This window comes from Polynucleobacter sp. (assembly GCF_030693775.1).
Taxonomy (GTDB): Bacteria; Pseudomonadota; Gammaproteobacteria; order Burkholderiales; family Burkholderiaceae; genus Polynucleobacter.
In genome coordinates, this window is sequence record NZ_JAUXZY010000004.1 from 184,621 (window position 1) to 207,392 (window position 22,772).

At 50.6% G+C, this 22,772-nt stretch carries 22 protein-coding genes and 1 tRNA gene; 5 read left to right on the plus strand and 18 right to left on the minus strand.

Annotation, left to right across the window (positions count from 1 at the left end):
- Positions 1-95: 95 nt before the first annotated feature.
- The 5 genes from Q8M75_RS03730 to Q8M75_RS03750 form a co-directional block, all read right to left on the minus strand.
- A complete protein-coding gene (locus tag Q8M75_RS03730; RefSeq protein WP_305486319.1) occupies positions 96-740 on the minus strand; it encodes a 50S ribosomal protein L25/general stress protein Ctc in 645 nt (214 codons plus the stop codon).
- A 123-nt stretch (positions 741-863) separates the two neighbouring features.
- Positions 864-1,817 carry a ribose-phosphate pyrophosphokinase gene (locus tag Q8M75_RS03735; RefSeq protein WP_305486322.1) on the minus strand — a complete coding sequence of 318 codons (954 nt, stop codon included), beginning with the start codon at positions 1,815-1,817 and terminating at the stop codon, positions 864-866.
- Positions 1,818-1,892: 75 nt separating this feature from the next.
- Positions 1,893-1,969, minus strand: a tRNA-Gln gene (locus tag Q8M75_RS03740).
- A 6-nt stretch (positions 1,970-1,975) separates the two neighbouring features.
- The gene (gene ispE / locus Q8M75_RS03745) at positions 1,976-2,854 is read right to left on the minus strand and encodes a 4-(cytidine 5'-diphospho)-2-C-methyl-D-erythritol kinase (protein ID WP_305486324.1); all 879 of its coding nucleotides are present in this window, start codon (positions 2,852-2,854) and stop codon (positions 1,976-1,978) included.
- Positions 2,847-4,352 (minus strand): lipoprotein insertase outer membrane protein LolB, encoded by a 1,506-nt coding sequence (locus Q8M75_RS03750; protein WP_305486326.1) that lies wholly within the window; start codon positions 4,350-4,352, stop codon positions 2,847-2,849. The genes ispE and Q8M75_RS03750 overlap by 8 nt, the downstream gene beginning before the upstream one ends.
- Before the next feature lie 35 nt (positions 4,353-4,387).
- On the opposite strand from Q8M75_RS03750, the gene mutM reads away from it, so the two are divergent.
- Both mutM and mutY read left to right on the plus strand, forming a co-directional pair.
- On the plus strand, positions 4,388-5,224 hold the full coding sequence (gene mutM / locus Q8M75_RS03755) for a bifunctional DNA-formamidopyrimidine glycosylase/DNA-(apurinic or apyrimidinic site) lyase (RefSeq protein ID WP_305486329.1): 837 nt from the start codon (positions 4,388-4,390) through the stop codon (positions 5,222-5,224).
- On the plus strand, positions 5,209-6,468 hold the full coding sequence (gene mutY / locus Q8M75_RS03760; protein ID WP_305486332.1) for an A/G-specific adenine glycosylase: 1,260 nt from the start codon (positions 5,209-5,211) through the stop codon (positions 6,466-6,468). Before mutM ends, mutY begins: the two co-directional genes overlap by 16 nt.
- Here the strand turns inward: mutY and rapZ are convergent.
- From rapZ to Q8M75_RS03805, 9 genes are read right to left on the minus strand one after another with little or no spacing between them, the layout of a single operon-like run.
- Complete coding sequence (gene rapZ / locus Q8M75_RS03765; protein ID WP_305486334.1) at positions 6,371-7,264, minus strand: RNase adapter RapZ; 894 nt, start codon at positions 7,262-7,264, stop codon at positions 6,371-6,373. The two genes, mutY and rapZ, sit on opposite strands and share 98 nt — an antisense overlap.
- 1 nt (position 7,265) lies before the next feature.
- Positions 7,266-8,240: an HPr(Ser) kinase/phosphatase gene (hprK, locus tag Q8M75_RS03770; RefSeq protein WP_305488154.1), complete on the minus strand. Its 975-nt coding sequence runs from the start codon at positions 8,238-8,240 to the stop codon at positions 7,266-7,268.
- A 15-nt stretch (positions 8,241-8,255) separates the two neighbouring features.
- On the minus strand, positions 8,256-8,711 hold the full coding sequence (locus Q8M75_RS03775) for a PTS sugar transporter subunit IIA (protein ID WP_305486337.1): 456 nt from the start codon (positions 8,709-8,711) through the stop codon (positions 8,256-8,258).
- 36 nt (positions 8,712-8,747) lie between these two features.
- Positions 8,748-9,071, minus strand: a complete 324-nt coding sequence (gene hpf / locus Q8M75_RS03780; protein WP_305486340.1) for a ribosome hibernation-promoting factor, HPF/YfiA family — start codon at positions 9,069-9,071, stop codon at positions 8,748-8,750.
- A gap of 54 nt (positions 9,072-9,125) precedes the next feature.
- Positions 9,126-9,884: an LPS export ABC transporter ATP-binding protein gene (lptB, locus tag Q8M75_RS03785; protein ID WP_305486343.1), complete on the minus strand. Its 759-nt coding sequence runs from the start codon at positions 9,882-9,884 to the stop codon at positions 9,126-9,128.
- Positions 9,881-10,414, minus strand: a complete 534-nt coding sequence (locus Q8M75_RS03790; protein WP_305486345.1) for an LptA/OstA family protein — start codon at positions 10,412-10,414, stop codon at positions 9,881-9,883. Before Q8M75_RS03790 ends, lptB begins: the two co-directional genes overlap by 4 nt.
- 32 nt (positions 10,415-10,446) lie before the next feature.
- Positions 10,447-11,088, minus strand: a complete 642-nt coding sequence (gene lptC, locus Q8M75_RS03795; RefSeq protein ID WP_305486347.1) for an LPS export ABC transporter periplasmic protein LptC — start codon at positions 11,086-11,088, stop codon at positions 10,447-10,449.
- Positions 11,089-11,661: an HAD family hydrolase gene (locus Q8M75_RS03800; RefSeq protein ID WP_305486348.1), complete on the minus strand. Its 573-nt coding sequence runs from the start codon at positions 11,659-11,661 to the stop codon at positions 11,089-11,091.
- Between the two features lie 12 nt (positions 11,662-11,673).
- On the minus strand, positions 11,674-12,666 hold the full coding sequence (locus Q8M75_RS03805) for an SIS domain-containing protein (RefSeq protein WP_305486351.1): 993 nt from the start codon (positions 12,664-12,666) through the stop codon (positions 11,674-11,676).
- Between the two features lie 11 nt (positions 12,667-12,677).
- Between Q8M75_RS03805 and Q8M75_RS03810 the strand changes: the two genes are divergently transcribed.
- The gene (locus tag Q8M75_RS03810) at positions 12,678-14,660 is read left to right on the plus strand and encodes a monovalent cation:proton antiporter family protein (RefSeq protein WP_305486353.1); all 1,983 of its coding nucleotides are present in this window, start codon (positions 12,678-12,680) and stop codon (positions 14,658-14,660) included.
- A 13-nt stretch (positions 14,661-14,673) separates the two neighbouring features.
- Here the strand turns inward: Q8M75_RS03810 and uvrA are convergent, their stop codons facing one another.
- On the minus strand, positions 14,674-17,571 hold the full coding sequence (gene uvrA / locus Q8M75_RS03815) for an excinuclease ABC subunit UvrA (protein WP_305488155.1): 2,898 nt from the start codon (positions 17,569-17,571) through the stop codon (positions 14,674-14,676).
- A gap of 37 nt (positions 17,572-17,608) precedes the next feature.
- On the opposite strand from uvrA, the gene Q8M75_RS03820 reads away from it, so the two are divergent.
- Both Q8M75_RS03820 and ssb read left to right on the plus strand, forming a co-directional pair.
- Positions 17,609-18,787 (plus strand): MFS transporter, encoded by a 1,179-nt coding sequence (locus tag Q8M75_RS03820; RefSeq protein WP_305486355.1) that lies wholly within the window; start codon positions 17,609-17,611, stop codon positions 18,785-18,787.
- Between the two features lie 95 nt (positions 18,788-18,882).
- Positions 18,883-19,338 (plus strand): single-stranded DNA-binding protein, encoded by a 456-nt coding sequence (ssb, locus tag Q8M75_RS03825; RefSeq protein ID WP_305486357.1) that lies wholly within the window; start codon positions 18,883-18,885, stop codon positions 19,336-19,338.
- 4 nt (positions 19,339-19,342) lie between these two features.
- Here ssb and queF read toward each other — a convergent pair whose 3' ends face one another.
- From queF to ilvA, 3 genes are read right to left on the minus strand one after another with little or no spacing between them, the layout of a single operon-like run.
- Complete coding sequence (gene queF / locus Q8M75_RS03830; RefSeq protein ID WP_305486360.1) at positions 19,343-20,185, minus strand: NADPH-dependent 7-cyano-7-deazaguanine reductase QueF; 843 nt, start codon at positions 20,183-20,185, stop codon at positions 19,343-19,345.
- A 26-nt stretch (positions 20,186-20,211) separates the two neighbouring features.
- Positions 20,212-21,135: a 5'-nucleotidase gene (locus Q8M75_RS03835; RefSeq protein WP_305486362.1), complete on the minus strand. Its 924-nt coding sequence runs from the start codon at positions 21,133-21,135 to the stop codon at positions 20,212-20,214.
- 9 nt (positions 21,136-21,144) lie between these two features.
- Positions 21,145-22,665 (minus strand): threonine ammonia-lyase, biosynthetic, encoded by a 1,521-nt coding sequence (gene ilvA / locus Q8M75_RS03840; protein ID WP_305486365.1) that lies wholly within the window; start codon positions 22,663-22,665, stop codon positions 21,145-21,147.
- Positions 22,666-22,772: the final 107 nt, after the last annotated feature.

The following is a 22,772-nucleotide window of genomic DNA, read 5'->3' on the forward strand; positions in this document are numbered from 1 at the left end:
TAAAGTGTATTAGAGGCTGGAATGTTAATACAGCATTACTTACAAAAAAGAAAACCCGCAGAAGCGGGCTTTCTGAATCAAACACCTAAGCAGAATTACGCTTTGGCATCCTTCTCTTTTGCCGCATCTGGCGCTGCTGCAGGCGCTGCAACTGCAGTCTCCACAGCCTCAGCCTTAACAGTTGGTACGCGTGCGTTAACCAGCACTGGATTCTCTTGCTCAACGTGCAAGACCAAAGAAACGCCTTTAGGCAAGGGAACGTCTTTAGCGTGAATCGAGTGACCCACTTCAATCTTGCTCAAGTTCACTTCAATGAACTCTGGCAAGTCAGCTGGCAAACAGGTAACTTCAATGTCATTGGCAATATGGCTGATGATGGCGCCGCCGAGTTTGACTGCAGCCGATTCTTCAGCGTGAGTAAAGTGCAACGGAATGCGCATATGAATTTTTTCAGTCGCTGAAACGCGCTGAAAATCAATGTGCAAGACCAGAGGCTTAAATGGATGCATTTGATAGTCACGTAGTAATACTTTTTGTGACTTCCCACCCACTTCAATGTCCAAAATAGACGAGTGGAATGCTTCTTTACGGAGAGCATGGAACAGGGCGTTGTGGTCAAGTTCGATGACCTCAGGCTTGTTTTTGCTGCCGTAAATAATGCCCGGAGTTTTACCGGAGTTGCGCAGGCGGCGGCTCGCACCCGTTCCCTGTACGCTTCTTTCAAAAGCTACGATTTTCATGATGACTCCCAAATTAAGGTTAATTTCCGTTCGCGACCAAACAGAAAAGCCTTCAATTATAGCGTGAACTTGGTATTTTTGGCCTATTTAGGCCGTAAACAGGCCAAAAGTGCTTTTTTAAGCTTATTCCGCAAACATCGACATGACCGAATCACCCTTGGTAATGCGGGAGAGGGTTTCAGCTAGGATGGGAGCAACGCTGAGTTGGCGGATTTTTTCAACCTGCCGAGCTTCGTCGGTCAAGGGAATGGTGTCGGTAACCACGAGTTCATCTAGCTGCGAGGCAGCAATGCGAGCAACTGCGCCGCCGGACAAGACGGCGTGAGTACAGTAGGCCGTTACACCCTTGGCACCACGCTCTTTAAGGGCCTCGGCTGCCTTACAGAGGGTTCCGCCGGTGTCAATGATGTCATCCATGATGACGCAGTGACGGCCTTCTACCTCGCCAATTAAGTGCATCACTTCCGAGACATTGGCTTTGGGACGGCGTTTATCAATAATCGCTAAATCACAACCCAGTTGCTTGGCCATCGCCCGGGCACGAACCACTCCGCCAATATCGGGAGAAACAATAATCAGGTCTTTGCTTTTTTGCTTTTGCAGGTCGGCCAATAAGACGGGTGAGGCATAAATGTTGTCGACTGGAATGTCAAAAAAGCCTTGAATTTGGTCTGCATGGAGGTCCATGGTTAATACGCGCTCAATGCCGGCAACCGATTGCAGCATATTGGCCACAATGCGGGCGGAGATAGCAACCCGCGCGGAACGGGGGCGACGGTCTTGGCGTGCATAGCCGAAGTAAGGGATCACTGCCGTTATGCGGCTTGCAGATGCTCGTTTTAGAGCATCAATCATGATCATTAGCTCCATCACATTATCGTTGGTGGGGGCGCACGTCGATTGAATAACAACGACATTTTTACCGCGCACATTTTCTTGAATTTCAACCTGAATCTCACCGTCCGAGAACCGACCGACAAACGCCTTGCCGATGGGAAGATTCAATTCTTTGGCTACTGCGTTCGCTAAAACAGGATTTGCATTGCCAGTAAAAAGAGTCAAAAATTCAGAATTCATGATGGCAGTTTGGCTTATGAAGGTTTGGGGGAGTTTTAGACAGAATATCGCATAGCACGTTGTTCAGAAGAAAGTTGGCAGGGGAAGAAGGATTCGAACCTTCGCATGCTGGAATCAAAATCCAGTGCCTTAACCAGCTTGGCGATTCCCCTACAGTGTCAATCTGAAGATATGGAATTGTAAGCGGGATTTTTATTTATCCCCCGAACAATCCGGCCTATCCACTCCCGAGGTAGATTTTGCAATAGAGCGGCGGCACTTGCACCGTCAAGCTGGCTCGGCAGCGCAGCAAAGACGCTGCTACCAGAACCAGACATTTGGGGCTTAGCGCTTGGCAGGGCCCCGGTGATCCAATCTATCGCATCCTTCACTTCAGGACAAATCTGCATCGCTACGGCCTGACAGTCATTGATGTATGCCTGATGGGGTAGTGGAGATGCAAGAAAGCGGTCTATTGTAATCGGGGCGTGATCACGGGTCAATTCAGGGTGCTCAAAAAGCGCTTTGGTGGCGATGCCGCGATTGGGGAAAATCACGATAAAGCCTTGCTCGGGCAGGCTAATTGCCTGAATTGCCTCGCCAATTCCCTCCACAAAGGCATTGCTTCCATGGATAAAGAAAGGAACATCGGCGCCCAATTGCAGGCCCAGTGCCATGAGCTCAGGGCGTGAAAGGCCCAGGTTCCAGAGGTGATTTAAGCCAATTAAGGTGGATGCGGCATCGGATGAACCGCCGCCCAGACCGGCTCCGACCGGCAATACTTTGTTGAGGGTGATTTCAGCGCCCATGGCCACATCGCACTCACGCTGTAGCAGAGTTGCCGCACGGACCACCAAGTCATCAGCTTCAGCAATGCCGGGAACGGGGTTGATGCGGGTAATGCGATTACTACTGGTTCTGCAGAGGGTAACGCTATCGCACCAATCAATTAACTGAAAGGCGGACTGCAAGAGGTGATAGCCATCCTTCCTCCGGCCAATAATGTGCAGAAATAAATTGAGTTTGGCAGGCGCTAAAAGGGTGAGCGTATCAGTCATCAATTTGATCAAAAACAAGGCGGATATCGATTGGCCCTGTTTTCGTATTGCGGGTCATATTTAGTTTTTCTAGCTTGCTGCTACTGTCGCCCCAAACATAGGATAAGTTCCATCCATCTTGACTGATTTTCGAAACAATACCGTTGGGACTGCGTTCTAAGCTGGCTGGGCTACCAGGCCGCACTTGGCCGCGCAGCCAGTCCGATAAGCCACGCGCAGGCAAAGGCAGCCCTAATGCAGACTGAATCAGGGTATCTGCATCAATTGCTTTGCTTATTTTGCCGTCACGTTCTAACACTGCTTCGCCGGGGGTAATGGTAATTTTTGCAATCGAGCCCCCGACCGGATTACGAATCTCCAAAGTGTCGTTCAGCGCATCTTGGCTGAGGGTGAAGCCGCCCGAGCCTCCCTCGGCAGGCCGTTCAGCGCCGCCGTTCATGCGAATCGAAAAGCGGCCATCCCAAACAATCTTGGTGGACTGGTTGGGCATTACCCAGTTGGGCTTGAAGCGTTTTAAGGTTTCACGCAGGGTGGCATTGTTCGCATCCATTCGTTCGGCATCACGCCATGCGCTTTCGGCCGCGTTTAGATTGCCGATGGCCCAATACACCTCACCTAAGTGCGCTGATATTTCTGCTTCGGGTTTCATCTGAGCTGCTTTGCTCAGCTGGTCGCGCGCTAGCTCCAGTTTGCCTAGGCGGAAATTAACCCAGCCGAGGCTATCTAAGATAAAGGCATCTTGTGGCGCTAGGTTGTGTGCCTTCGTTATGAGGGCCAATGCCTCTGGCAGATTCTGCTTGCGATCGGCCAGGGAGTAACCGAGTGCATTCAGTGCATTGGCATCGTTCGGTGTTTTTTTCAGAATTTGCCGCAGGGTCGATTCCATCACATCAAAGCGACCCACTTTTTCCGCTGCCATCGCATAGGTATACAAAATGCCAGAGTCACTGGGCAAGGGCTTGAGTGCAGAGATAATTTCAAAATAGGCGCGCATTGCTGCGCCCTCATCCACTGCGCGACCCAGTAGTGGTTGCAGCTGTTTCAAAATGCGCTCTTGACTCGCAGGATCTTGTTTCTGTAATAAGGCAATTGCGGGTTTTACAGAATCAGACCAGCGTTGATTGAGCATTAATAAGGTAACCAGCACTTCTTTTGGCTTGGTATCTCCTGCAGGAGCAAGGCTGTCCCATGCGCTAGCCGCATCGAGCGCAAGCTCAGGGGCATTGGCTGCAATCGCAATCTCCATGGCGCGCTGGGCCAACTTTGGATCGCCAGTTTGACGGGCTAGGCTCAGGTAGGTTTGGTAGGCTAGCGCCGGCTCACCCCGCTGGAGGGCGATCTCAGAGGCCAAGATCTCAAAAACCTGCTCACCAGTAGCCCCTTGGTTGCTATGCGCCAATGAACCCCAGCCGAGGCATGCGCTAGCCAGTAATAATATGACACGCTTGCGAGCAGGCAACAGGGCTTCAGTGAGGCGCAAATGCATTAAATGGAACATAGGCACATTCTAATCTCCGAATCTACAATTCACCTATGCCAGAACTCCCAGAAGTAGAAGTCACACGCCTTGGAATACAGCCGCACCTAGAAGGGGAGCGGATTACCGATACCCTGATTATTGATGGCAGGTTACGCTGGCCCGTGCCGCGTAATCTGCGGGCAATCTTGCTGGGCCAAACCCTGCACGGCATTGAACGCAGGGGAAAGTATTTGTTATTGCAAATGGATCAAGGGTATTTGCTGATCCATTTGGGCATGACGGGAGTTCTACGGGTATTGCCAGTCAAGGAACCATTAAAGCCCCATGACCGGGTTGTATTGGTATTCGGTAAGCGCAGCTTACGTTTACATGATCCGCGTAAATTTGGGGCGGTACTATGGCATGCAAATAAGAGCGGTCCCATCGAGGATCACCCCTTACTTAGTAAGTTAGGAACAGAACCCTTTTCCGCTGATTTTGCGAACGAGCGAGGCGCTGCAGTTCTCTACCGCTGTTCGCGCGGACGGAGTGTTGCAGTGAAATCTTTTTTACTTGCAGGGCAGGCCGTTGTCGGGGTTGGCAATATTTACTGCTCAGAGAGTTTGTTTGAGGCCGGAATACATCCTGCAAAGCAGGCAGGAAAATTAACCAAGCCACAATGTGCGCGTCTAGCGAGCGCTGTACGCATGGTATTAACGAAAGCCATTGCCGCAGGCGGTAGTACTTTACGTGACTTTGTTGATAGCGAGGGTAAGCAGGGCTACTTCATGATGGAAAGCAAGGTCTATGATCGACGGGGCGAGCCCTGCCGAGTATGCAAGACGCCGATTCAGCAGATTGTTCAAGGTCAGCGTTCCACTTACTTTTGCCCTGTATGCCAAAAGCGCTAAGTACGCAACCGACACACGATGCTGCTCTCATTGCATCCTTTTCAAAGCAACTGATTCAGTGGCATAAAAAGCATGGACGTCATGGACTACCATGGCAAAGCATTACTGACCCCTATGCTGTGTGGGTCTCTGAAATCATGCTGCAACAAACGCAGGTAGCTACTGTGCTGGAGCGCTACCCCAAAATGATGAAGCGCTTTCCATCGGTAGTGCATTTGGCTCGCGCCAATATTGATGAGATATTGGCTGAATGGAGCGGCTTGGGCTATTACTCGCGGGCGCGTAATTTACATGCTTGCGCAAAGCAAGTCGTAACGCAATACCAAGGGAAATTTCCGTCCGACCCTATGGCCCTAGAAGGCCTTAGTGGCATTGGGCGATCAACAGCAGGGGCGATTGCCGCATTTGCTTTTCAGGCTAGGGCGCCAATTTTGGATGCCAATGTGAAGCGCGTATTAGCACGGCTATTTGGTATTAGTGGCGCGCTGCAAGAAAAGAAGGTGACGGATTCGCTGTGGCAATTAGCTACGGAACTTCTTCCGCGATCACCACAGCACATGCCGGTGTATACCCAAGCACTGATGGATTTTGGTGCCACCTGGTGCACCGCAAAACAACCGGTTTGCTTGACGCAAAAAGCACCATGCCCATTTGAGGGTTCGTGTCAGGCAAAGGCCTTAGATCAAGTGCTTGCGATTCCAAAAAAAGAAATTAAAAAGAAGTCGCCGCAATTTGCGTGTGCGGTTGGCGTTCTGACCCACGGCAATACGGTGCTATTGCAAAAGCGTCCTGCTAAAGCCATTTGGGGCGGTCTTTGGTCGCTGCCTGAGAGTCCATGGCAAGCGCAAACGGCAATAGACTTAAGCTCCACAGTACAGGCAGAGTCATTAACGGGCGAGCAACTGATCGGATTGATTCTGCCAAACCTATCTTCTAAAAAAACACCGGCTTTGTTTGGGGGGTTAGTGAGGACGGGTATGGGCATAAAACATATTTTTAGCCACCGCGTTTTACAGATTCAGACCTATGAGATGGCCCTGAATGCCAAGGCAAAAAAAGAGTTGGACAGGAGTATTGGGTCAACTGAAAATCAGTTTATTTGGGCCGAGCTGGATACGCTCGAGCAGTACGGACTTCCCCAGCCGATCAGGCTGCTTTTGGAGGGGCGGAATCCAGCTCGCGGTGGCGCTGAATCAGATCAATACACGAATGCAGCTCCGATTGCTTTGAAAAGTAGCTCATGAGTTGGTCGACCAAAAAGACCGAGCGGTGCTGTCCGCCGGTGCAACCAATGGCAACGGTCAAATAGCTTCTGCCGTCCGCAATGTAGCTGGGCAGCCACTTCTCAATAAAGTGAACGATGTCTTCTTCCATACTCTTGACTACCGGAAGCTCTCGTAAAAAGGCCTTCACTGGCTCATCATGCCCAGTCAGCGGACGTAGCACTTTGTCGTAATGGGGATTAGGTAGGCAGCGAACATCAAAGACTAGGTCAGCCTCGCTGGGAACGCCTTTCTTAAAACCAAATGACTCCAGAATGAGTGTGAGGCCATTGGGCTTTTCTTTAAGAAGCTCATGAATCCAGGCGCGCAAGGTATGCGATGGAAGATTACTGGTATCGATGCTATGGGCTTGCTCCCGTAATGGATCCAGTAAACTACGTTCACGCTCGATCGCCTCAATGATGGTAGCCGATTGATTCTGTTGTGCGCTGACAGCAGCAGACAGAGGGTGGCGACGGCGCGTTTCGGAGAAGCGCTGCACTAAGGTATTCGTGTCAGCATTCAGAAACAACACTCGGACTTGATGCTTTTTGCTAATGGTTTCTAAGAGGGTCGGCAGCTCTGCAATCGATTGGCCGCGCCGCGCATCAATTGCAACTGCAACAAACTCACGCCCTTCATTCTCCATCGCAGTGATGAGGTTTTCCAATAATGGCACGGGCAAGTTATCGACGCAATCGTAACCACTGTCTTCAAATGCCCTGAGGGCAACCGATTTACCTGAGCCAGAGATCCCGGTTATCAGATGGATCTGCATACTAAATTAAGCGCCCTTGAATTTTTGGCTGCTCTGATTCGGTAATCATTTGTACGCGCTGTCGCTCAATGAATTCTTTCAAGGTATCGATGCCACGCAATTGCAAAATGGTATTACGGACCGCAGCCTCTACCAGCACCGCTAGATTTCGTCCTGCTGCCACTTGAATTTTCACCGTACGAATTTGCGTTCCCAATACATCAATAAACTGGGCATCAATCGGTAGGCGCTCAAACTCACCGTCATTGCGGCGGACCAACTGAACAATCAGACGTAACTTCAGTTTGCGGCGGACTGCGGTTTCACCAAAAATAGTGCGGATATCAAGTAAGCCTAAGCCGCGCACTTCGAGTAAATCACGCAGAATCACGGGGCAACGCCCTTCAATGTAGTCTGGACCAAGTCGCGCAAAATCTACTGCATCATCAGCAACCAGGCCATGCCCCCGGGAGATCAGCTCTAAACCCAATTCGCTTTTGCCAAGACCCGATTCACCCATGATGAGGACGCCCAACCCCAAAATATCCATAAAGACCCCGTGCATGGTGACTTGAGGTGCTCCAATTTTGGTTAGGTAAGTCCGTAAATGGTCGATGACCTCAGCTGCTGAAACGGGAGTGGTGAAGAGCGGAGTGGAGGAGCGCTGGCAAAACAACTCCAAATCGGGATCGGCTACTCGGCCATCCGCCACAATCACACAGGGCGGCGTTTTTGAAATCAGATTGGCAATTTGAGCATGACGCTGTTCGGCGGTCAGGTCGGCGTGGTAATCAACCTCTTGCTCGCCAAATATTTGAATGCGGCTGGGGTGGATCAGGTTAAGGTGACCAACCAGGTCAGAGGAGGCCGCAGCTGCGCGTACCGCTTCGGTTGGAAATTTACGATCAGCTCCTTCTAGGCCACGAATCCAAGATAGCTTGAGATCCGAGACGTTGTCATCAAAAATCTGAAGCGCGGTGAGACCCTCAAGCAGCAGATGTTGTGACATAAATCAGGTACTCCATTCCTGTAATAGCAGGCCCACCTTTGCTGGATCACTTTCGGCATTGATTTTGCTACGCGTATCGGGATCGGAGAGAAGTTGCGCAATCGAAGAAAGGATTTCTAGATGTTGCTGCGTTGCTTTTTCAGGCACCAGTAAAAAAATGAGTATCGATACAGGTAGGCCATCGGGAGCAGCAAATTCAATCGGTGTATTCAGCCGAACCAATGCTGCCACAGGTTCTTTTAATCCCTTGACTCTGCCATGCGGTATTGCAACCCCAGCACCCAAGGCGGTGGAACCTAAATCCTCACGCGCATTTAAAAACGAAACAATGAGGTCGGAGCTAAGGTTTAAACGCTGACTAAATAGAGAGCCTGCTAGCGCAAAAGCTTCAGCTCTGTTTTTGGCAGGGCTATGAAGCGCAATGCAGTCTGTAGTGAAAAGATCAAGTAGGGCATTCATATGCAATTGATTATATGACTAGCCCAATCGATCCGCTTATTCCGGGTGTTTTTCGTGGTGGTGGTCTTGCACCTTTTCCTTGTGCTTGACCACCTGCCGCTCTAGCTTGCCCACAGCAGCGTCGATGGCGTGGTAGAGGTCGGCATTATGTGCCTCAGCGTACAAATCCTTGCCTTTGAGGTGAATCGTTAACTCCGCGGTTTGCCGTAAATCTTTTTCTTTGGCATTGTCGATCATTAAGAAAACAGTCGCGTCAATCACGTGATCAAAGTGCTTTCGAACTTTACTCATTCCTAACTCTACATGGGTACGCATTGCGGGGGTAACTTCAAGATGACGGCTGTTGATTTTTAAGTTCATAAGCAATACCTCCAGAGTAGAAACGAACTACTAGTAAATCACATTTACAGTAAATTACATACGGAAATTTTCACCCAGATACACGCGCCGGACAGCATCATTCTCGATAATTTCATCTGGCTTGCCGGCAGCCAGGACGCTGCCTTCACTAATAATATAGGCGTGATCGCATATACCTAATGTTTCACGCACATTGTGGTCGGTAATCAACACCCCAATTTGACGATCCCGAAGAAAGCGAACGATGCGCTGAATTTCCCCAACTGCTATGGGGTCAACGCCTGCAAACGGTTCGTCGAGCAAGATAAATTTAGGCTGAGAGGCAAGTGCCCTGGCAATTTCAACACGTCGCCGCTCACCACCGGAGAGCGATAGCGCTGGATTATTGCGCAGATGGGTAATCTGCAGCTCCCCCAGGAGCTCATCTAAGCGCGCCCGAATTTCTTTTTTGCTTAGCACCTTACCACCTTGAGCTTGTAACTCTAGTACGGCTTGAATATTCTCAGCAACATTGAGCTTCCGAAATACGGAAGCCTCTTGCGGGAGGTAGGACAGGCCCATGCGAGCACGTTCATGAATCGGTAAATGGCTAATTTCTTTTCCATCTAAATTAATATTGCCGCCATCGAGTGGAACAAGGCCAACAATCATGTAAAACGACGTGGTTTTGCCGGCACCATTCGGGCCAAGCAGCCCAACCACCTCACCGCATTTCACTTCAATCGAAACGTCCCGAACAACGGTTCGAGATCCGTAGCGCTTTTGCAGGTTGCTTGCGATCAGTGTTGGGGTGGCTACAGATGCGGTATTCATTGAGTTACTACTTTACTACGAGGAGCTAAAACAGCCCTTGAGGATGGTAGAGCGCTTTTGGGCTGATTGGGCGGCGGACTCACACGGTATTCTTGGGTATCGTCACGGTATTCTATTTTCCCGCCGCGTAAATGATCGCGCATTTGCATATTTAGTAAACGCTTCATATTGGCATCGCCAAGCAAAATCAGCACTTCCTGTTTGCCGTTGTAACTAACGTCTCTGCCGAGCCCCTGCATAAACTCATTCGCCAGCCCTTCGCGGCGCTGTCGAAATGTTGCCAGCGATTTTGCGTTGCCCTTCACTTCAATGAATTGATAGCCCTCTGGATCAACCAGAATGTCGCCCTTATCGCCGGTCACCACAATACTGCCCTTAATCAAGAGAATATCGCCTTGCAGTTTGTATTTTTGCTCGACCTCATTAATCGATACGGAGTCTGCATTGAGGATCAATGGTTTATCTTGATCTGCCTTTTCAGCTAGCGCAAGACCCGTGACTAAGCTGAGTCCAAAAAATACAAAAGACATGAGGAGGGAAATCAATCGCGTATCCATCCGTCTTACCGGGTTCCTTGTTGTGCGGGTTCGATGCGCCCTTTGACTGTGCCAAGTAACTGCATGCTCTGCTTCACATTATCAAATACACCGCCGTCATTCGATTGCATAACAGATAAACCTTGCTCGAGCTCTACCGGCTTATCCGTTGTGATGATGTCATCATTAATCAAGACCTGAAAGTAGCTCGACTTTGCCAACATATAGGGGCTGGCCTTTTGGGTTTCGTTTGCGCTTTGTGGCGGCCTGTAGATTTCGACGTTATCGAATAGATCTAAGATAGTTAAATCGCCATCGATGTGACCACGCTGCGCACGAACGGTAACGGGCGCCTTATCTGGCTGGAAAGATCGCATTCTGGGACGCACAATATCAATCGATGCATCGTCATCGTAATGAATCAACTCTTTACCTAAAATTCGATACTTCGTTTGGCCTTGCTCGTTGAGGTAGGAGAGTGCCCCATTTTTGATGGTGTAGTCCGGCTCATGCAGGCGTGGACGCTCAATCACATTGATGGGTAAGGGTGTATTTTTTTGAACTAGCCAAAAGGTGAGCAAAGTCAGTCCACCCATTAGCAGCAAAGGCATTAAGCGAAGAATGGTACGAACAGTGCCCAGCTTGACTTGGGCCATATTGACTTGCATTTAGTTGCGCGCCTGCGTTAGCAGTGCTTCATAGCGGTTTTGCGCTTTCAGAATGAGATCGCATAGTTCGCGAACCGCGCCGTAGCCACCAGCCTTGGAAGTAACGAAGTGCGCAAACTCGCGCACGGCCTCGTGTCCTTGGGCGGGGCTAACGCGCAGGCCAGCCTGTTTCATCATCGGTAAATCGGGCCAGTCATCGCCCATGACAGCGCAATCTGCAGCCGTATGGGCAGTGCGCTTTAGTAATTCACTGAGCGCGATTGCTTTGTTCTCTACCCCCATAAATACATGCTTAATCCCTAGCTCTTCGCAGCGGGCGAGCACCATTTTGGAGTTTCTGCCGGTAATGACGGCGGTTTCAATGCCGCATTGCTGTAATAACTTAATGCCAAGCCCATCCTGAATATCAAAGGCCTTCATCAACTCTTTACCATCTTGACCAAAAAATACCTGGCCATTGGTGAGCACGCCATCGACATCTAAAACGAGTAGCTTGACCTGGGCCGCCCGTTCCCATGCCTGCGGAAATTCCACCGATGGGTTGGTTTGGTGTGGATTAAATGCAATTGGCATACGAATCGTTTCTTAAAGGACTTTGGCAGCAAACAAGTCGTGCAGATTGAGGGCGCCTAATAAATGGCCATGTGGATCTGTTACAAGCAAATGGTTAATGCGGTGCTTTTCCATCATCTCAATCGCTTCTTCTGCTAGCAGCTCAGGTGGAATGGTGCGAGGTTTACTGGTAACCGCATCTTTTAGAGTGACCCCAGTCAGGTCAGTTGATTTTTCAAGCAAGCGGCGCAGATCCCCATCGGTAAAAATACCGGCGACCGTCGAGTCCGAAGCCAGCATGACAACCATCCCCATTTTTTTGGCCGTCATTTCCAAAAGGGCGGCTGGTAGATTTGCATCAATCGAAATGCTCGGGGTTTCCGCAAGGCTGCGCATCACATCGCTCACATACATCAACTGCTTGCGTCCAAGACGCCCTCCGGGATGCGAGCGAATAAAGTCCTCCGCCTGAAAACCGCGGGCATCGAGCAAAGCCACTGCCAATGCATCGCCCATCGCAAGGGCGGCTGTTGTGCTGCTCGTGGGGGCTAGGTTGAGTGGGCAAGCCTCTTTTTCAACGCCGGTATCCAGGTGTGCATCTGCCAATTTCGCTAGCGATGACGCTGGCTTGCCGGTGAGGGCAATGAGTTTGGCGCCGGTGCGCTTGATGATTGGGATGATGGTTAACAGCTCTGCGGTTTCGCCGGAATTCGAGAGGGCGACAAAGACATCATCGCGCGTCACCATCCCCAAATCTCCATGACTTGCTTCCGCAGGATGTACAAAAAAAGCGGGGGATCCAGTGGAGGCAAAAGTAGCAGCAATTTTGCGGGCAATGTGCCCCGATTTGCCAATACCTGAGACCACAATGCGGCCTTTGCACTGTTGTAACAAATGAATGGCTAATGCAAAGGCATCAGCACCGGCGCCTTCAAGGCGGTTGCGCATTGTAATGAGCGCATCTGCCTCAATCGTGAGGGTATCGCGCGCGAGCTTTAGGATTTGGTCTTGCGTCTTCGCTATCATGGGATGAGTATATGCCGTCAGTCCTTCAGTTAACCCTCATTTTGCTGGCCTCCGGCGTTGCCGGAGTCCTTATTTTCCGCTATTTTGGCTTGCCGCCAATTTTGGGCTATTTAGCCATTGGCGTCTTAATCGGGCCAAAGGCCTTCGGAATTGCCAGCGACTCCGAAACAGTGCGCTATTTGGCAGAGTTTGGGGTAGTTTTTTTGATGTTCTCCATTGGCCTGGAATTTAACCTTCAAAAGCTGCGGGCAATGCGCTCCATCGTATTTGGTTTGGGCGCCAGTCAGGTGCTTCTAACTATGGTTTTGGCCGTACTCAGTAGTTTTTTACTGAGCTGGGTCTACCCCATGAGCTGGCAGGCGGCGCTGGCCTTGGGCGGCGCTCTATCCATGTCATCTACTGCCATTGTGACGAAGTTGCTCTCAGATCGGGGTGAGCTCGAAGCAGGGCATGGCCGTAACGTCATTGGCGTGCTCTTGTTTCAGGATCTGGCAGTCGTCTTTTTACTCATTTTACTGCCTGCACTTGGCAAGGATCCAAAAGACCTCTTTTTTGCCTTAGGAATTGCGCTGATCAAGATATCGATTGCCTTATTTTTGATCTTCTTTGTTGGGCGTCAAATGATGAGCCGGTGGTTTAAGTTGGTTGCGCAATTTCGTTCGCAAGAATTGTTTATGCTCAACTTGCTGTTGATCGTATTAGGCTTTTCTGCGATCACGGAGCATTTGGGTTTGTCGCTGGCCTTAGGTGCCTTTTTGGCTGGCATGCTGATTTCAGAAACTCCTTTCCGTCATCAAGTGGAAGAGGATATCAAGCCTTTCCGCGATGTGCTCTTGGGATTGTTTTTCATCACAGTAGGCATGCTTTTGGATCTGCATGTGATTCTGGATCAATGGGTCTTAGTGCTTGCCCTATTGGCGATAATCGTCATCATTAAGTTCGCCATGATCGCTGCATTAGCAAGGGCCTTTGGCGCCAGCGCAGGTGTGGCGATTCGAACTGGTTTGTGTTTATGCCAAGCCGGTGAATTTGGTTTTGTGCTCTTGAATCAAATTGATGGCTTGAAATTGATTGACCCAGCACTAAGCCAGGCACTGCTCGCAGCGATGTTGATATCGATGTTTGGGGCGCCCTTCTTGATTCAATATAGCGATCGCATTGCCTTGCGCTTCGCAAGCAGCGAGTGGCTACTGCAGTCCTTGGCCTTAACCCGGGTAGCGGCAAAAAGTGTTCGACATGAAAACCACATCATTATTTGCGGCTTTGGCCGTGCAGGGCAAAGTCTTGCACGCATGCTCGATCAAGAAAAAATTCCCTACATTGCATTAGATCTAGATCCTGATCGCGTTGCAGAAGCTAGCATGGCTGGCGATCAGGTGGTTTACGGCGACTCTAGCCGAGAAAATTACTTGGTGTCGGCAGGCATTGCGCGTGCTAAAGCGGTTGTCGTGACTTTTGCGGATACGGCCGCGAGCTTAAAGGTGCTCTATCAAGTGGAGCGTTTACGCCCGGGTATGACCACGCTGGTTCGTACTAAGGATGATTCAGACTTGAAAAAACTGGAGGCAGCGGGTGCAACGGAAGTGGTACCCGAGTTGATTGAGGGCAGCTTGATGTTGGCTTCCCACGTGCTGTTGATTATGGGTGTGCCAATGCGCAAAGTGGTGCGCCGCGTAACCGAAGCACGAGAGGCCCGCTATGGCTTATTGCGCGGTTACTTTCGGGGATCGGAAGGCGATGACTTGGAAGAGAATGATTCTTGGCGTTTACACACGCTGACTTTACTTGCTGGGTCGCATGCAATTGGTAAAACCCTGCACGAGATTGGCCCAGATTTAGAAGGCGTAGCAATCCAGGCGGTAAGACGCAAAGTCGGCGGTGATGATTACGTGAAACTCCCCCTTAGTCCGGATCTGTGTCTACTCGAGAACGATATTTTGGTGCTATCGGGCAGCTCTGACTCAACCGATGTCGCCGAAAGCAAACTGCTCTAAGGTATTTCTCGGCTTAGGCAGTTACTTTCTTTGCCTTGACTTTGGCGGGCTTTGTTTTAAGCAGTGGGGCAAGGTAGTGACCAGTAAAACTATCTGGATTCTTGGCCACATCTTCAGGAGTGCCGGTTGCAATAATCAAACCGCCACCAGCGCCGCCCTTCGGCCCTAAATCAATAATCCAGTCTGCGGTTTTAATTACATCCAAATTGTGCTCAATGATGACAATCGTATTGCCTTGTTTTTTAAGCGTGTGAATCACAGTCAACAGCAATTGGATGTCATGAAAGTGCAGCCCTGTAGTGGGCTCATCCAAAATGTAGAGGGTTCTGCCGGTATCGCGTTTCGAGAGCTCCAGCGATAACTTCACACGCTGTGCCTCACCGCCCGATAGTGTCGTTGCACTTTGACCCAGCTTAACGTAGCCCAAACCCACATCCAGTAAGGTTTTGAGTTTGCGTTTGACTACGGGCACTGCTTCAAAAAATTCATGGGCTTGCTCAATCGTCATTGCCAAGACTTCGTGAATATTCTTTCCTTTGTAGCGGATGTCTAAAGTTTCGCGGTTGTAGCGCTTACCGTGGCAAACATCACAGGGAACATACACATCGGGCAAAAAGTGCATTTCGACTTTGAGAACGCCATCGCCCTCACACGTTTCGCAGCGACCCCCTTTAACGTTGAAAGAGAATCGACCGGCTTCATAGCCACGCTCGCGCGATGCAGGTACACCAGCAAACAGTTCACGAATGGGTGTAAATAAGCCAGTGTAAGTTGCAGGATTGGACCGCGGTGTACGACCAATCGGTGATTGATCAACGCTAATCACCTTATCAAAGTGCTCAAGGCCTTCAATCGCTTTGTGCGGCGCTGGCTCTGCATTCGACTTGTAGATATGGTGGGCAACTGCATGATGCAAGGTGTCATTGATCAGGGTTGATTTGCCAGAGCCCGATACGCCAGTGACGCAGGTCAAAAGTCCTACGGGGATTTCCGCATTCACGGATTGCAAATTATTACCCGTAGCACCAATGATTTTTAAAAACCGATCACTGGCAGGTATACGCTTTTCAGGTACTTCGATGCGCTCACGCCCAGCTAAATAGGCGCCCGTGAGGGAATTGGGATTAGCCTCTACTTCGGCGGGCGTGCCCTGCGCCACCACCCGGCCGCCGTGAACACCAGCACCTGGACCAATATCAATCACGTAGTCAGAGGCCCGAATCATGTCTTCGTCGTGCTCAACCACGAGCACGCTGTTTCCTAAATCACGCAGGTGCTTGAGTGTGCCAATCAGGCGATCGTTATCGCGCTGATGCAGGCCAATCGAAGGTTCATCGAGTACATACATCACACCGGTTAGGCCAGAGCCAATTTGCGAGGCGAGGCGAATGCGTTGCGCCTCGCCGCCGGATAGGGTGTCAGCACTGCGCTCGAGCGAGAGGTAATCGAGGCCAACATCGTTTAAGAAGGTTAAGCGGGAGCTAATCTCCTTCACAATTTTGTCGGCGATTTCTCGTTTTGCACCTTTGAGCTGGAGAGTTTCAAAATACTCTTTGGCTTCTTTGAGGGGCAGTGCGCTGATTTCAAAAATGCCGCGCGACTGCTTGCCATCGCCTACTTTGACAAAGCGCGCTTCACGGCGCAAACGGGTCCCATTGCAGTCGGGGCAGGAGCGAATATTTTGATAGCGCGATAATTCTTCGCGCACCGCCATCGATTCGGTTTCGCGATAACGGCGTTCAAAGTTAGCCACAATCCCTTCGAAAGGATGTTGCCGCACGCTTAACTTGCCGCGTTCATTCAGATACTCAAACGCAATATTGGTGTCACCGGATCCCATTAGGACGAGGTCTTGTGCTTTTTTAGACAGGTTCTCAAATGGTTTTTCAATATCAAAGCCGGCATGCTTTGCTAAGGTCTGTAGCAGCTTGAAATAAAACTGATTGCGGCGATCCCAGCCTTTAATTGCGCCTGAGGCTAGCGATAAATCGGGGTGGGCCACAATGCGCTTGGGATCAAAAAAGGAGATGTGACCTAAGCCATCGCAAGAAGGGCAGGCGCCCATCGGATTATTAAACGAGAAGAGCCGCGGCTCAAGCTCTTGCAGCGAGTAAGAGCAAATTGGGCACGCAAACTTACTGGAGAAAATCGTATCAACCCCGGTGTCCATATCAACAATCATGGCTTTTCCATCCGCTAAGCGCAGAGCTGTTTCAAAGGACTCGGCTAAGCGCTGCTGAATATCGGGACGAACTTTAATGCGATCCACTACGACTTCAATCGAATGTTTATCGGTTTTTTTCAGCTTCGGCAGTTGATCTACTTCAAAGATCTCGGCTTTGGCTGTATTGGTAGTGCCGCCACCCGAGCGCACCCGAAAGCGCACAAAGCCTTGAGCCTGGAGATCCTGAAATAGGTCAACAAACTCGCCCTTACGTTCACTCACGACGGGCGCCAAAATCATTAGCTTGGTTTCCGCTGGCAGTGCCATCACCGTATCCACCATTTGCGAAACACTCTGCGCTGCTAAGGCCAGATTGTGCTCTGGGCAGTGCGGTGTTCCCGCCCTGGCAAACAAGAGTCGCAAATAGTCATGGATTTCCGTGACTGTGCCTACGGTAGAGCGGGGGTTATGGCTCGTTGCTTTTTGTTCAATCGAGATCGCGGGGGATAGACCTTCGATGACATCCACGTCTGGTTTTTCCATCAGCTGTAGAAATTGACGGGCATAAGCAGACAGCGACTCGACGTAGCGGCGCTGCCCCTCGGCATAGAGGGTATCGAATGCCAGCGAGCTTTTACCGGATCCGGAGAGTCCAGTGAGAACCACTAACTTCTCTCTGGGGATGTCCAGATTGATATTTTTCAGGTTGTGCGTGCGCGCACCGCGGATCTTGATTTCGTTATTCATGGTTTTTAGGCGTAACTTGTTAATATAGCCTTTTCCCATGAATTCTTCCGAACTCCGCTCGACTCTGGCTTTAGCAGGCATATTTGGCCTGCGGATGCTGGGCCTTTTTCTGCTTTTGCCGGTGTTTAGCCTGCATGCAGAGGGCTTGCCAGGCGGCGATCGCGCCTTTTTGGTGGGATTGTCCCTGGGCATGTTCAATATTGTTCAGGCCTTTTTTCATATTCCGCTGGGCGCACTGTCGGATCGGATTGGCCGACGCCCGGTTGTGGTGGGGGGTCTGATTTGCTTTGTGCTGGGCGCCCTGATTGCCGCTAGCCACGATGATTTGCTGTGGATTGGAATTGGTCGTGGACTCATGGGTGCAGGCGCGATTTCTGCGGCGATTTCGGCCTGGGTTGCCGACCTGGTGAGTGAAAAGGTACGAACCATGGCCATGGCGATTGTGGGCGGCAGCATTGCCATTTCATTTGCCCTCTCCTTGGTCTTGGCTGCGCCGATTTATCGCTGGATTAGCTTAGACGGTATGTTTCTATTGTTGGCCGCAATGGGCTTTGTCGCCATTCTGGTTGCGCTTTGGTACGTACCTGCCCCAGAGAAAAAAGCAGCTCCCCAGCACACCCCGTTTTTTACTATCCTGCGTCGCCCTGAGTTAATGCGCTTGAATGTCGGTGTGTTTGTTCTCAACGCAACCCAGGTGGCGATGTTTTTAGTCGTACCGCGCTTATTGGTGCAGATGGGCTTTCCACTGTCGCGTCATTGGGAAATCTATCTCCCAGTACTGCTCATTTCTTTTGCGTTAATGGCACCCATTTTGGTATTGGGTGAAAAGAAGCAGCGCCTGCGTGTTGCGGTATTAGTGGCTATTGGTCTGCTGTTTATTTCGCAAGCGGTCTTTATTGAGGCCACGACCATTTTGCTCATTTCAGCAGCCTTGCTGATTTACTTTGTCGGATTTAATTTACTCGAGGCATTACAGCCCTCCTTGGTATCGCGCTGGGCACAAGACTCCAAGGGTACGGCACTTGGTATTTACAACACCACCCAGTCCTTAGGACTCTTTTTTGGTGCTGCGGTTGGTGGTTTGGTAACCCAATACTTTGGCGAGTTATCGGTATTTATGCTGGGAATGGCGCTCATTTTTGCCTGGCTTATAATTGCATGGTCGATGCGCGAGTTACCAGCAAAAAAGCATGCCCAGGAAACTCCAGCCGCATAAACAGACAAGTTGACTACTTACCCGCTGTACAAGCCTCATTAATACTAGTGCATTGATTTACATTTTTTTCACATACATTTTCTTCGGGAGACATCATGGCTTCGGTAAATAAAGTCATCATCGTGGGTAACATTGGACGGGACCCAGAAACACGTTATATGCCTAGCGGCGACGCAGTAACCAATATTTCAGTAGCCACATCGGATCGCTATAAAGACAAGCAAACCGGTGAGATGAAAGAAACCACCGAATGGCATCGCGTTGCGTTTTTTGGCAAGCTTGCTGAAATTGCAGGTCAGTACCTTAAAAAGGGATCGCAGGTCTACGTCGAAGGCCGTTTGCGTACACGTAAGTGGGCTGATGCCAGCGGTCAAGAAAAATACTCCACCGAGATTGTGGCGGACTCAATGCAGATGTTGGGCTCGAAGATGTCTGGTGGCGGTGAAGGTGGCGAGAGCTATTCGCGCCCTAAGTCGTCTGAGTCATCGAATTCCGCACCAGCGCCCACAGCAGCGTCCTTGGGTGCCATGGACGACGATATTCCGTTTTAATGAATTACTGTCTGGCGTGGCGAGTGTTGTCAGGCCAGACAGCGTTGTAATCGGTTCGAAACGGATTGATATCCAGACCACCTCGCCGAGTGTAGCGCGCATAGACCGATAATTTTTCTGGTTTGCACTGCCGCTTAATATCGCAAAAAATAGTTTCTGCACAGTGCTCATGAAATTCCCCGAGCTCTCGAAACCCAATTAAATAACGCAGCAATCCTTCTTCTTCAATGGGCCTGCCTTGGTAGCGAATTTGAATGCTGGCCCAGTCGGGTTGTCCAGTTACTGGGCAATTCGATTTCAGTAAATGCGACACCAGGCATTGTTCTATGGGGGAACTCGAGTGATCTGCCTTCAATAAGGCGGGGTCTGCTTTTACGTTCGGATCAATTTCAATATCAAGGCGATCGAGTAATACCCCATCCATTTCTCGCATACCGCGTTTTGACAGTTGCTCTGGAGTGAGAATGCGCATCCGAATCGGCGCTCCTGCAACCGCCGATAAATCAGCCACGACTCGCTCCCGCAGGGTTTCTTCATCTGCAATGCGTTCACTGTTCAGGCTATTTAAAAACAGTTTGAAGGATTTGGATTCGATCATGCAAGGCGAGTCTGCGGGGATTTCAAACTCAGCTAAGGCGATTTGCGGCTTCCCTTTTAAATTGAGCCAGCTGAGCTCAAATGCATTCCACAGATCAACGCCAAAAAATGGGAGAGCGCTCTCAGGGCCAAGACCTAACTTCGCTCGGTTTTCTGCGCGCGGAATCGGAAACAGCACACTGGGATCATAGTGCTGGGGGTATGCAGTTTCTTTACCAAGCGGTAAGTGGGGGGAGTCGGAATAGCTCATGAAGAATATGGGTCAGGCGCGCCGAATTAACTGCTGGATTTTGGGCGGTTAGCGACCCCTGAAACCACGTGCCCGGTAGGCGCAACTGAGGCTGCCGAATTGCAATGCCCGGTTTGATCGTCAAAGAAAAAATCAGGCTCGAATTCACGGAGGAACTCACTTTTGGAAAGGCCGCCTAAGAACATAGCTTCATCCACATCGATGCCCCAGTTCATCAGGGTGCGAATCGCGCGTTCATGCGCAGGAGCAGAGCGCGCAGTAACGAGTGCAGTACGAATGCGCATGCCATGTGCGGCCTGTGTCCCAGACTGACTTTGCAGGCGGTGTAGGGCTTCCAGTAGGGGTTTAAAAGGACCAGGCGGTAATGGAATCGCCACCTTTTTGCTTTCGTGATCAACAAATGCCTCGAGTCCGCTACTCTGAAAAACTTGCTCTGCTTCGTCTGAAAACAAAACGGCATCACCGTCAAAGGCAATGCGAATTTCATTGGGATGCGATTCGGCAGTTTTACTGGACTCGGGGTAAACACGCGCCGCCGGAAAGCCGGCATCAATCGTCGCCCGCACATCGTCTTCATTAGCTGATAAAAACAAATTCGCCTGCAATGAGCGCAGGTAATGGTAGGGCGGCCTGCCGCGAGTAAATACGCCGCGCTCTAGGCGAAGCTGGTGATGCTCGGCAGAGCGGAACACACGCAAGCCACTGACTGGATCATTGCGCGACAAGATCACCACCTCAACACGTTGTTCATCGCCTTGATTAAAGGCCAGTAGTTTTTGTACCAGCGGAAAGGCAACGCCCGTTTGCGCAGGCATGGCCAATCGATCGAGTTGCAACTTCATATAGGCACTGTCATCGCTGGTTTCAAATAAGCGATTCTCTTCCTCAAAGTCAAATAGGGCGCGCGATGAAATCGCAACAACGAGCTTTCCGGTCAGGCTATAGGACATTCAGCTGACTTACTTTAGGAAGAGCTGGTAAGCAGGATTCGCACTTTCATTCCAGTGCGGGTAGCCTAGGGATGCCAAGAAGGATTGGAATTGCTTCTGTTCATTCTTGGGAACTTGAATGCCAACCAAGATGCGGCCGTAGTCTGCGCCATGATTGCGGTAATGAAACAGGCTGATATTCCAATTGGGTGCCATGCTGGTTAAAAAGCGCATCAATGCACCGGGGCGCTCTGGGAACTCAAAGCGGTAGAGCAGCTCATCGTGCGCCAAAGGAGAGTGACCGCCAACCATATGCCGGAGATGCGACTTGGCAAGTTCGTCGTGGGTTAAATCGATCGTCGCAAATCCCGCTTTGGCAAAGTGCTTGGCGATCTCGGCGCTATCGGCCGATTTCTGCGTACCAATGCCAACAAAAATATGCGCTTTGGCTTGATCGGCAATGCGGTAATTAAATTCGGTGACGTTGCGTTTGCCAAGCAGTTGACAGAAGCGCTTGAAGGAGCCTCGCTCTTCTGGAATGGTGACGGCAAACACAGCCTCCCGAAACTCGCCCACATCGGCGCGCTCAGCCACAAAACGTAAGCGACTGAAATTCATATTGGCGCCGCATGCAATCGCAACTAGGGTTTTATCTTTTACTTTTTTCTTCTCAACGTATTTCTTAAGACCGGCGATAGCGAGCGCACCTGCGGGCTCCAAAATACTGCGCGTGTCGGTAAACACGTCATTGATCGCGGCACAAATTTCATCGGTATCGACGGTAATGATGTCATCGACTACGCGTTTGCAAATGCGGAAGGTTTCTTTGCCGACTACCTTGACCGCAGTGCCGTCCGAAAACAAACCAACTTCTTTTAACTCAACGCGACGACCGGCCTTGAGTGACTGACGCATGGCGTCAGAGTCAGCGGCTTGTACGCCGATGATTTTGGTTTCTGGGCGAACGGCTTTGACGTATTCACCGATGCCAGCAATCAGACCGCCACCACCAATGGCGACAAAAATGGCATCAATTGGCGCTTGGTGTTGTTGCAAAATTTCCTGGGCGATGGTTCCTTGGCCGGCGATGACGTCCGGATCATCAAAGGGGTGAACAAAAGTCAGCCCCCGTTTTTTCTCCAGTACCTTGGCGTGATCAAAGGCATCGCTATACGATTCGCCAAACAAAACGAGTTCTGTCCAAGAGCCACCGCGGGCCTTGACTGCATCGATTTTGACTGCAGGGGTGGTTACCGGCATCACGATGACTGCCTTGCATTTCATCTTGGCGGCGGCGAGGGCTACACCTTGGGCATGGTTTCCGGCCGAAGCGGCGATAACGCCGCGTTTGAGGGCGGCAGGGCTCAGCTGCGCCATCTTGTTGTAAGCGCCGCGCAGCTTAAACGAGAAAACGGGCTGGTTATCCTCTCGTTTCAGGAGAATTCGATTGCCCAGGCGCTCCGTTAAAGCGGGCGCTAGCTCCAATTCAGTCTCGCGCGCAACGTCGTAAACGCGAGCCGTTAATATTTTCTTTAAATAGTTGATTGCCATGCGATGAGCGTACCACGGTTGACCCCTAAGCCCTTAGTTTTGCAAGGTTTTATGGGTGTTGTCAGCTAAATTAGGGAATTCCTGTCAGGATCGGATTACTCCTTTAA

What these genes read in the sequence shown, in the direction of transcription:
- Q8M75_RS03730 (WP_305486319.1), bottom strand. Translation starts at nt 740, where the DNA reads ATGAAAATCGTAGCTTTTGAAAGAAGCGTACAGGGAACGGGTGCGAGC.
- Q8M75_RS03735 (WP_305486322.1), bottom strand. Translation starts at nt 1,817, where the DNA reads ATGAATTCTGAATTTTTGACTCTTTTTACTGGCAATGCAAATCCTGTT.
- ispE (WP_305486324.1), bottom strand. Translation starts at nt 2,854, where the DNA reads ATGACTGATACGCTCACCCTTTTAGCGCCTGCCAAACTCAATTTATTT.
- Q8M75_RS03750 (WP_305486326.1), bottom strand. Translation starts at nt 4,352, where the DNA reads ATGTTCCATTTAATGCATTTGCGCCTCACTGAAGCCCTGTTGCCTGCT.
- mutM (WP_305486329.1), top strand. Translation starts at nt 4,388, where the DNA reads ATGCCAGAACTCCCAGAAGTAGAAGTCACACGCCTTGGAATACAGCCG.
- mutY (WP_305486332.1), top strand. Translation starts at nt 5,209, where the DNA reads ATGCCAAAAGCGCTAAGTACGCAACCGACACACGATGCTGCTCTCATT.
- rapZ (WP_305486334.1), bottom strand. Translation starts at nt 7,264, where the DNA reads ATGCAGATCCATCTGATAACCGGGATCTCTGGCTCAGGTAAATCGGTT.
- Q8M75_RS03775 (WP_305486337.1), bottom strand. Translation starts at nt 8,711, where the DNA reads ATGAATGCCCTACTTGATCTTTTCACTACAGACTGCATTGCGCTTCAT.
- hpf (WP_305486340.1), bottom strand. Translation starts at nt 9,071, where the DNA reads ATGAACTTAAAAATCAACAGCCGTCATCTTGAAGTTACCCCCGCAATG.
- lptB (WP_305486343.1), bottom strand. Translation starts at nt 9,884, where the DNA reads ATGAATACCGCATCTGTAGCCACCCCAACACTGATCGCAAGCAACCTG.
- Q8M75_RS03790 (WP_305486345.1), bottom strand. Translation starts at nt 10,414, where the DNA reads ATGTCTTTTGTATTTTTTGGACTCAGCTTAGTCACGGGTCTTGCGCTA.
- lptC (WP_305486347.1), bottom strand. Translation starts at nt 11,088, where the DNA reads ATGCAAGTCAATATGGCCCAAGTCAAGCTGGGCACTGTTCGTACCATT.
- Q8M75_RS03800 (WP_305486348.1), bottom strand. Translation starts at nt 11,661, where the DNA reads ATGCCAATTGCATTTAATCCACACCAAACCAACCCATCGGTGGAATTT.
- Q8M75_RS03805 (WP_305486351.1), bottom strand. Translation starts at nt 12,666, where the DNA reads ATGATAGCGAAGACGCAAGACCAAATCCTAAAGCTCGCGCGCGATACC.
- Q8M75_RS03810 (WP_305486353.1), top strand. Translation starts at nt 12,678, where the DNA reads ATGCCGTCAGTCCTTCAGTTAACCCTCATTTTGCTGGCCTCCGGCGTT.
- uvrA (WP_305488155.1), bottom strand. Translation starts at nt 17,571, where the DNA reads ATGAATAACGAAATCAAGATCCGCGGTGCGCGCACGCACAACCTGAAA.
- Q8M75_RS03820 (WP_305486355.1), top strand. Translation starts at nt 17,609, where the DNA reads ATGAATTCTTCCGAACTCCGCTCGACTCTGGCTTTAGCAGGCATATTT.
- ssb (WP_305486357.1), top strand. Translation starts at nt 18,883, where the DNA reads ATGGCTTCGGTAAATAAAGTCATCATCGTGGGTAACATTGGACGGGAC.
- queF (WP_305486360.1), bottom strand. Translation starts at nt 20,185, where the DNA reads ATGAGCTATTCCGACTCCCCCCACTTACCGCTTGGTAAAGAAACTGCA.
- Q8M75_RS03835 (WP_305486362.1), bottom strand. Translation starts at nt 21,135, where the DNA reads ATGTCCTATAGCCTGACCGGAAAGCTCGTTGTTGCGATTTCATCGCGC.
- ilvA (WP_305486365.1), bottom strand. Translation starts at nt 22,665, where the DNA reads ATGGCAATCAACTATTTAAAGAAAATATTAACGGCTCGCGTTTACGAC.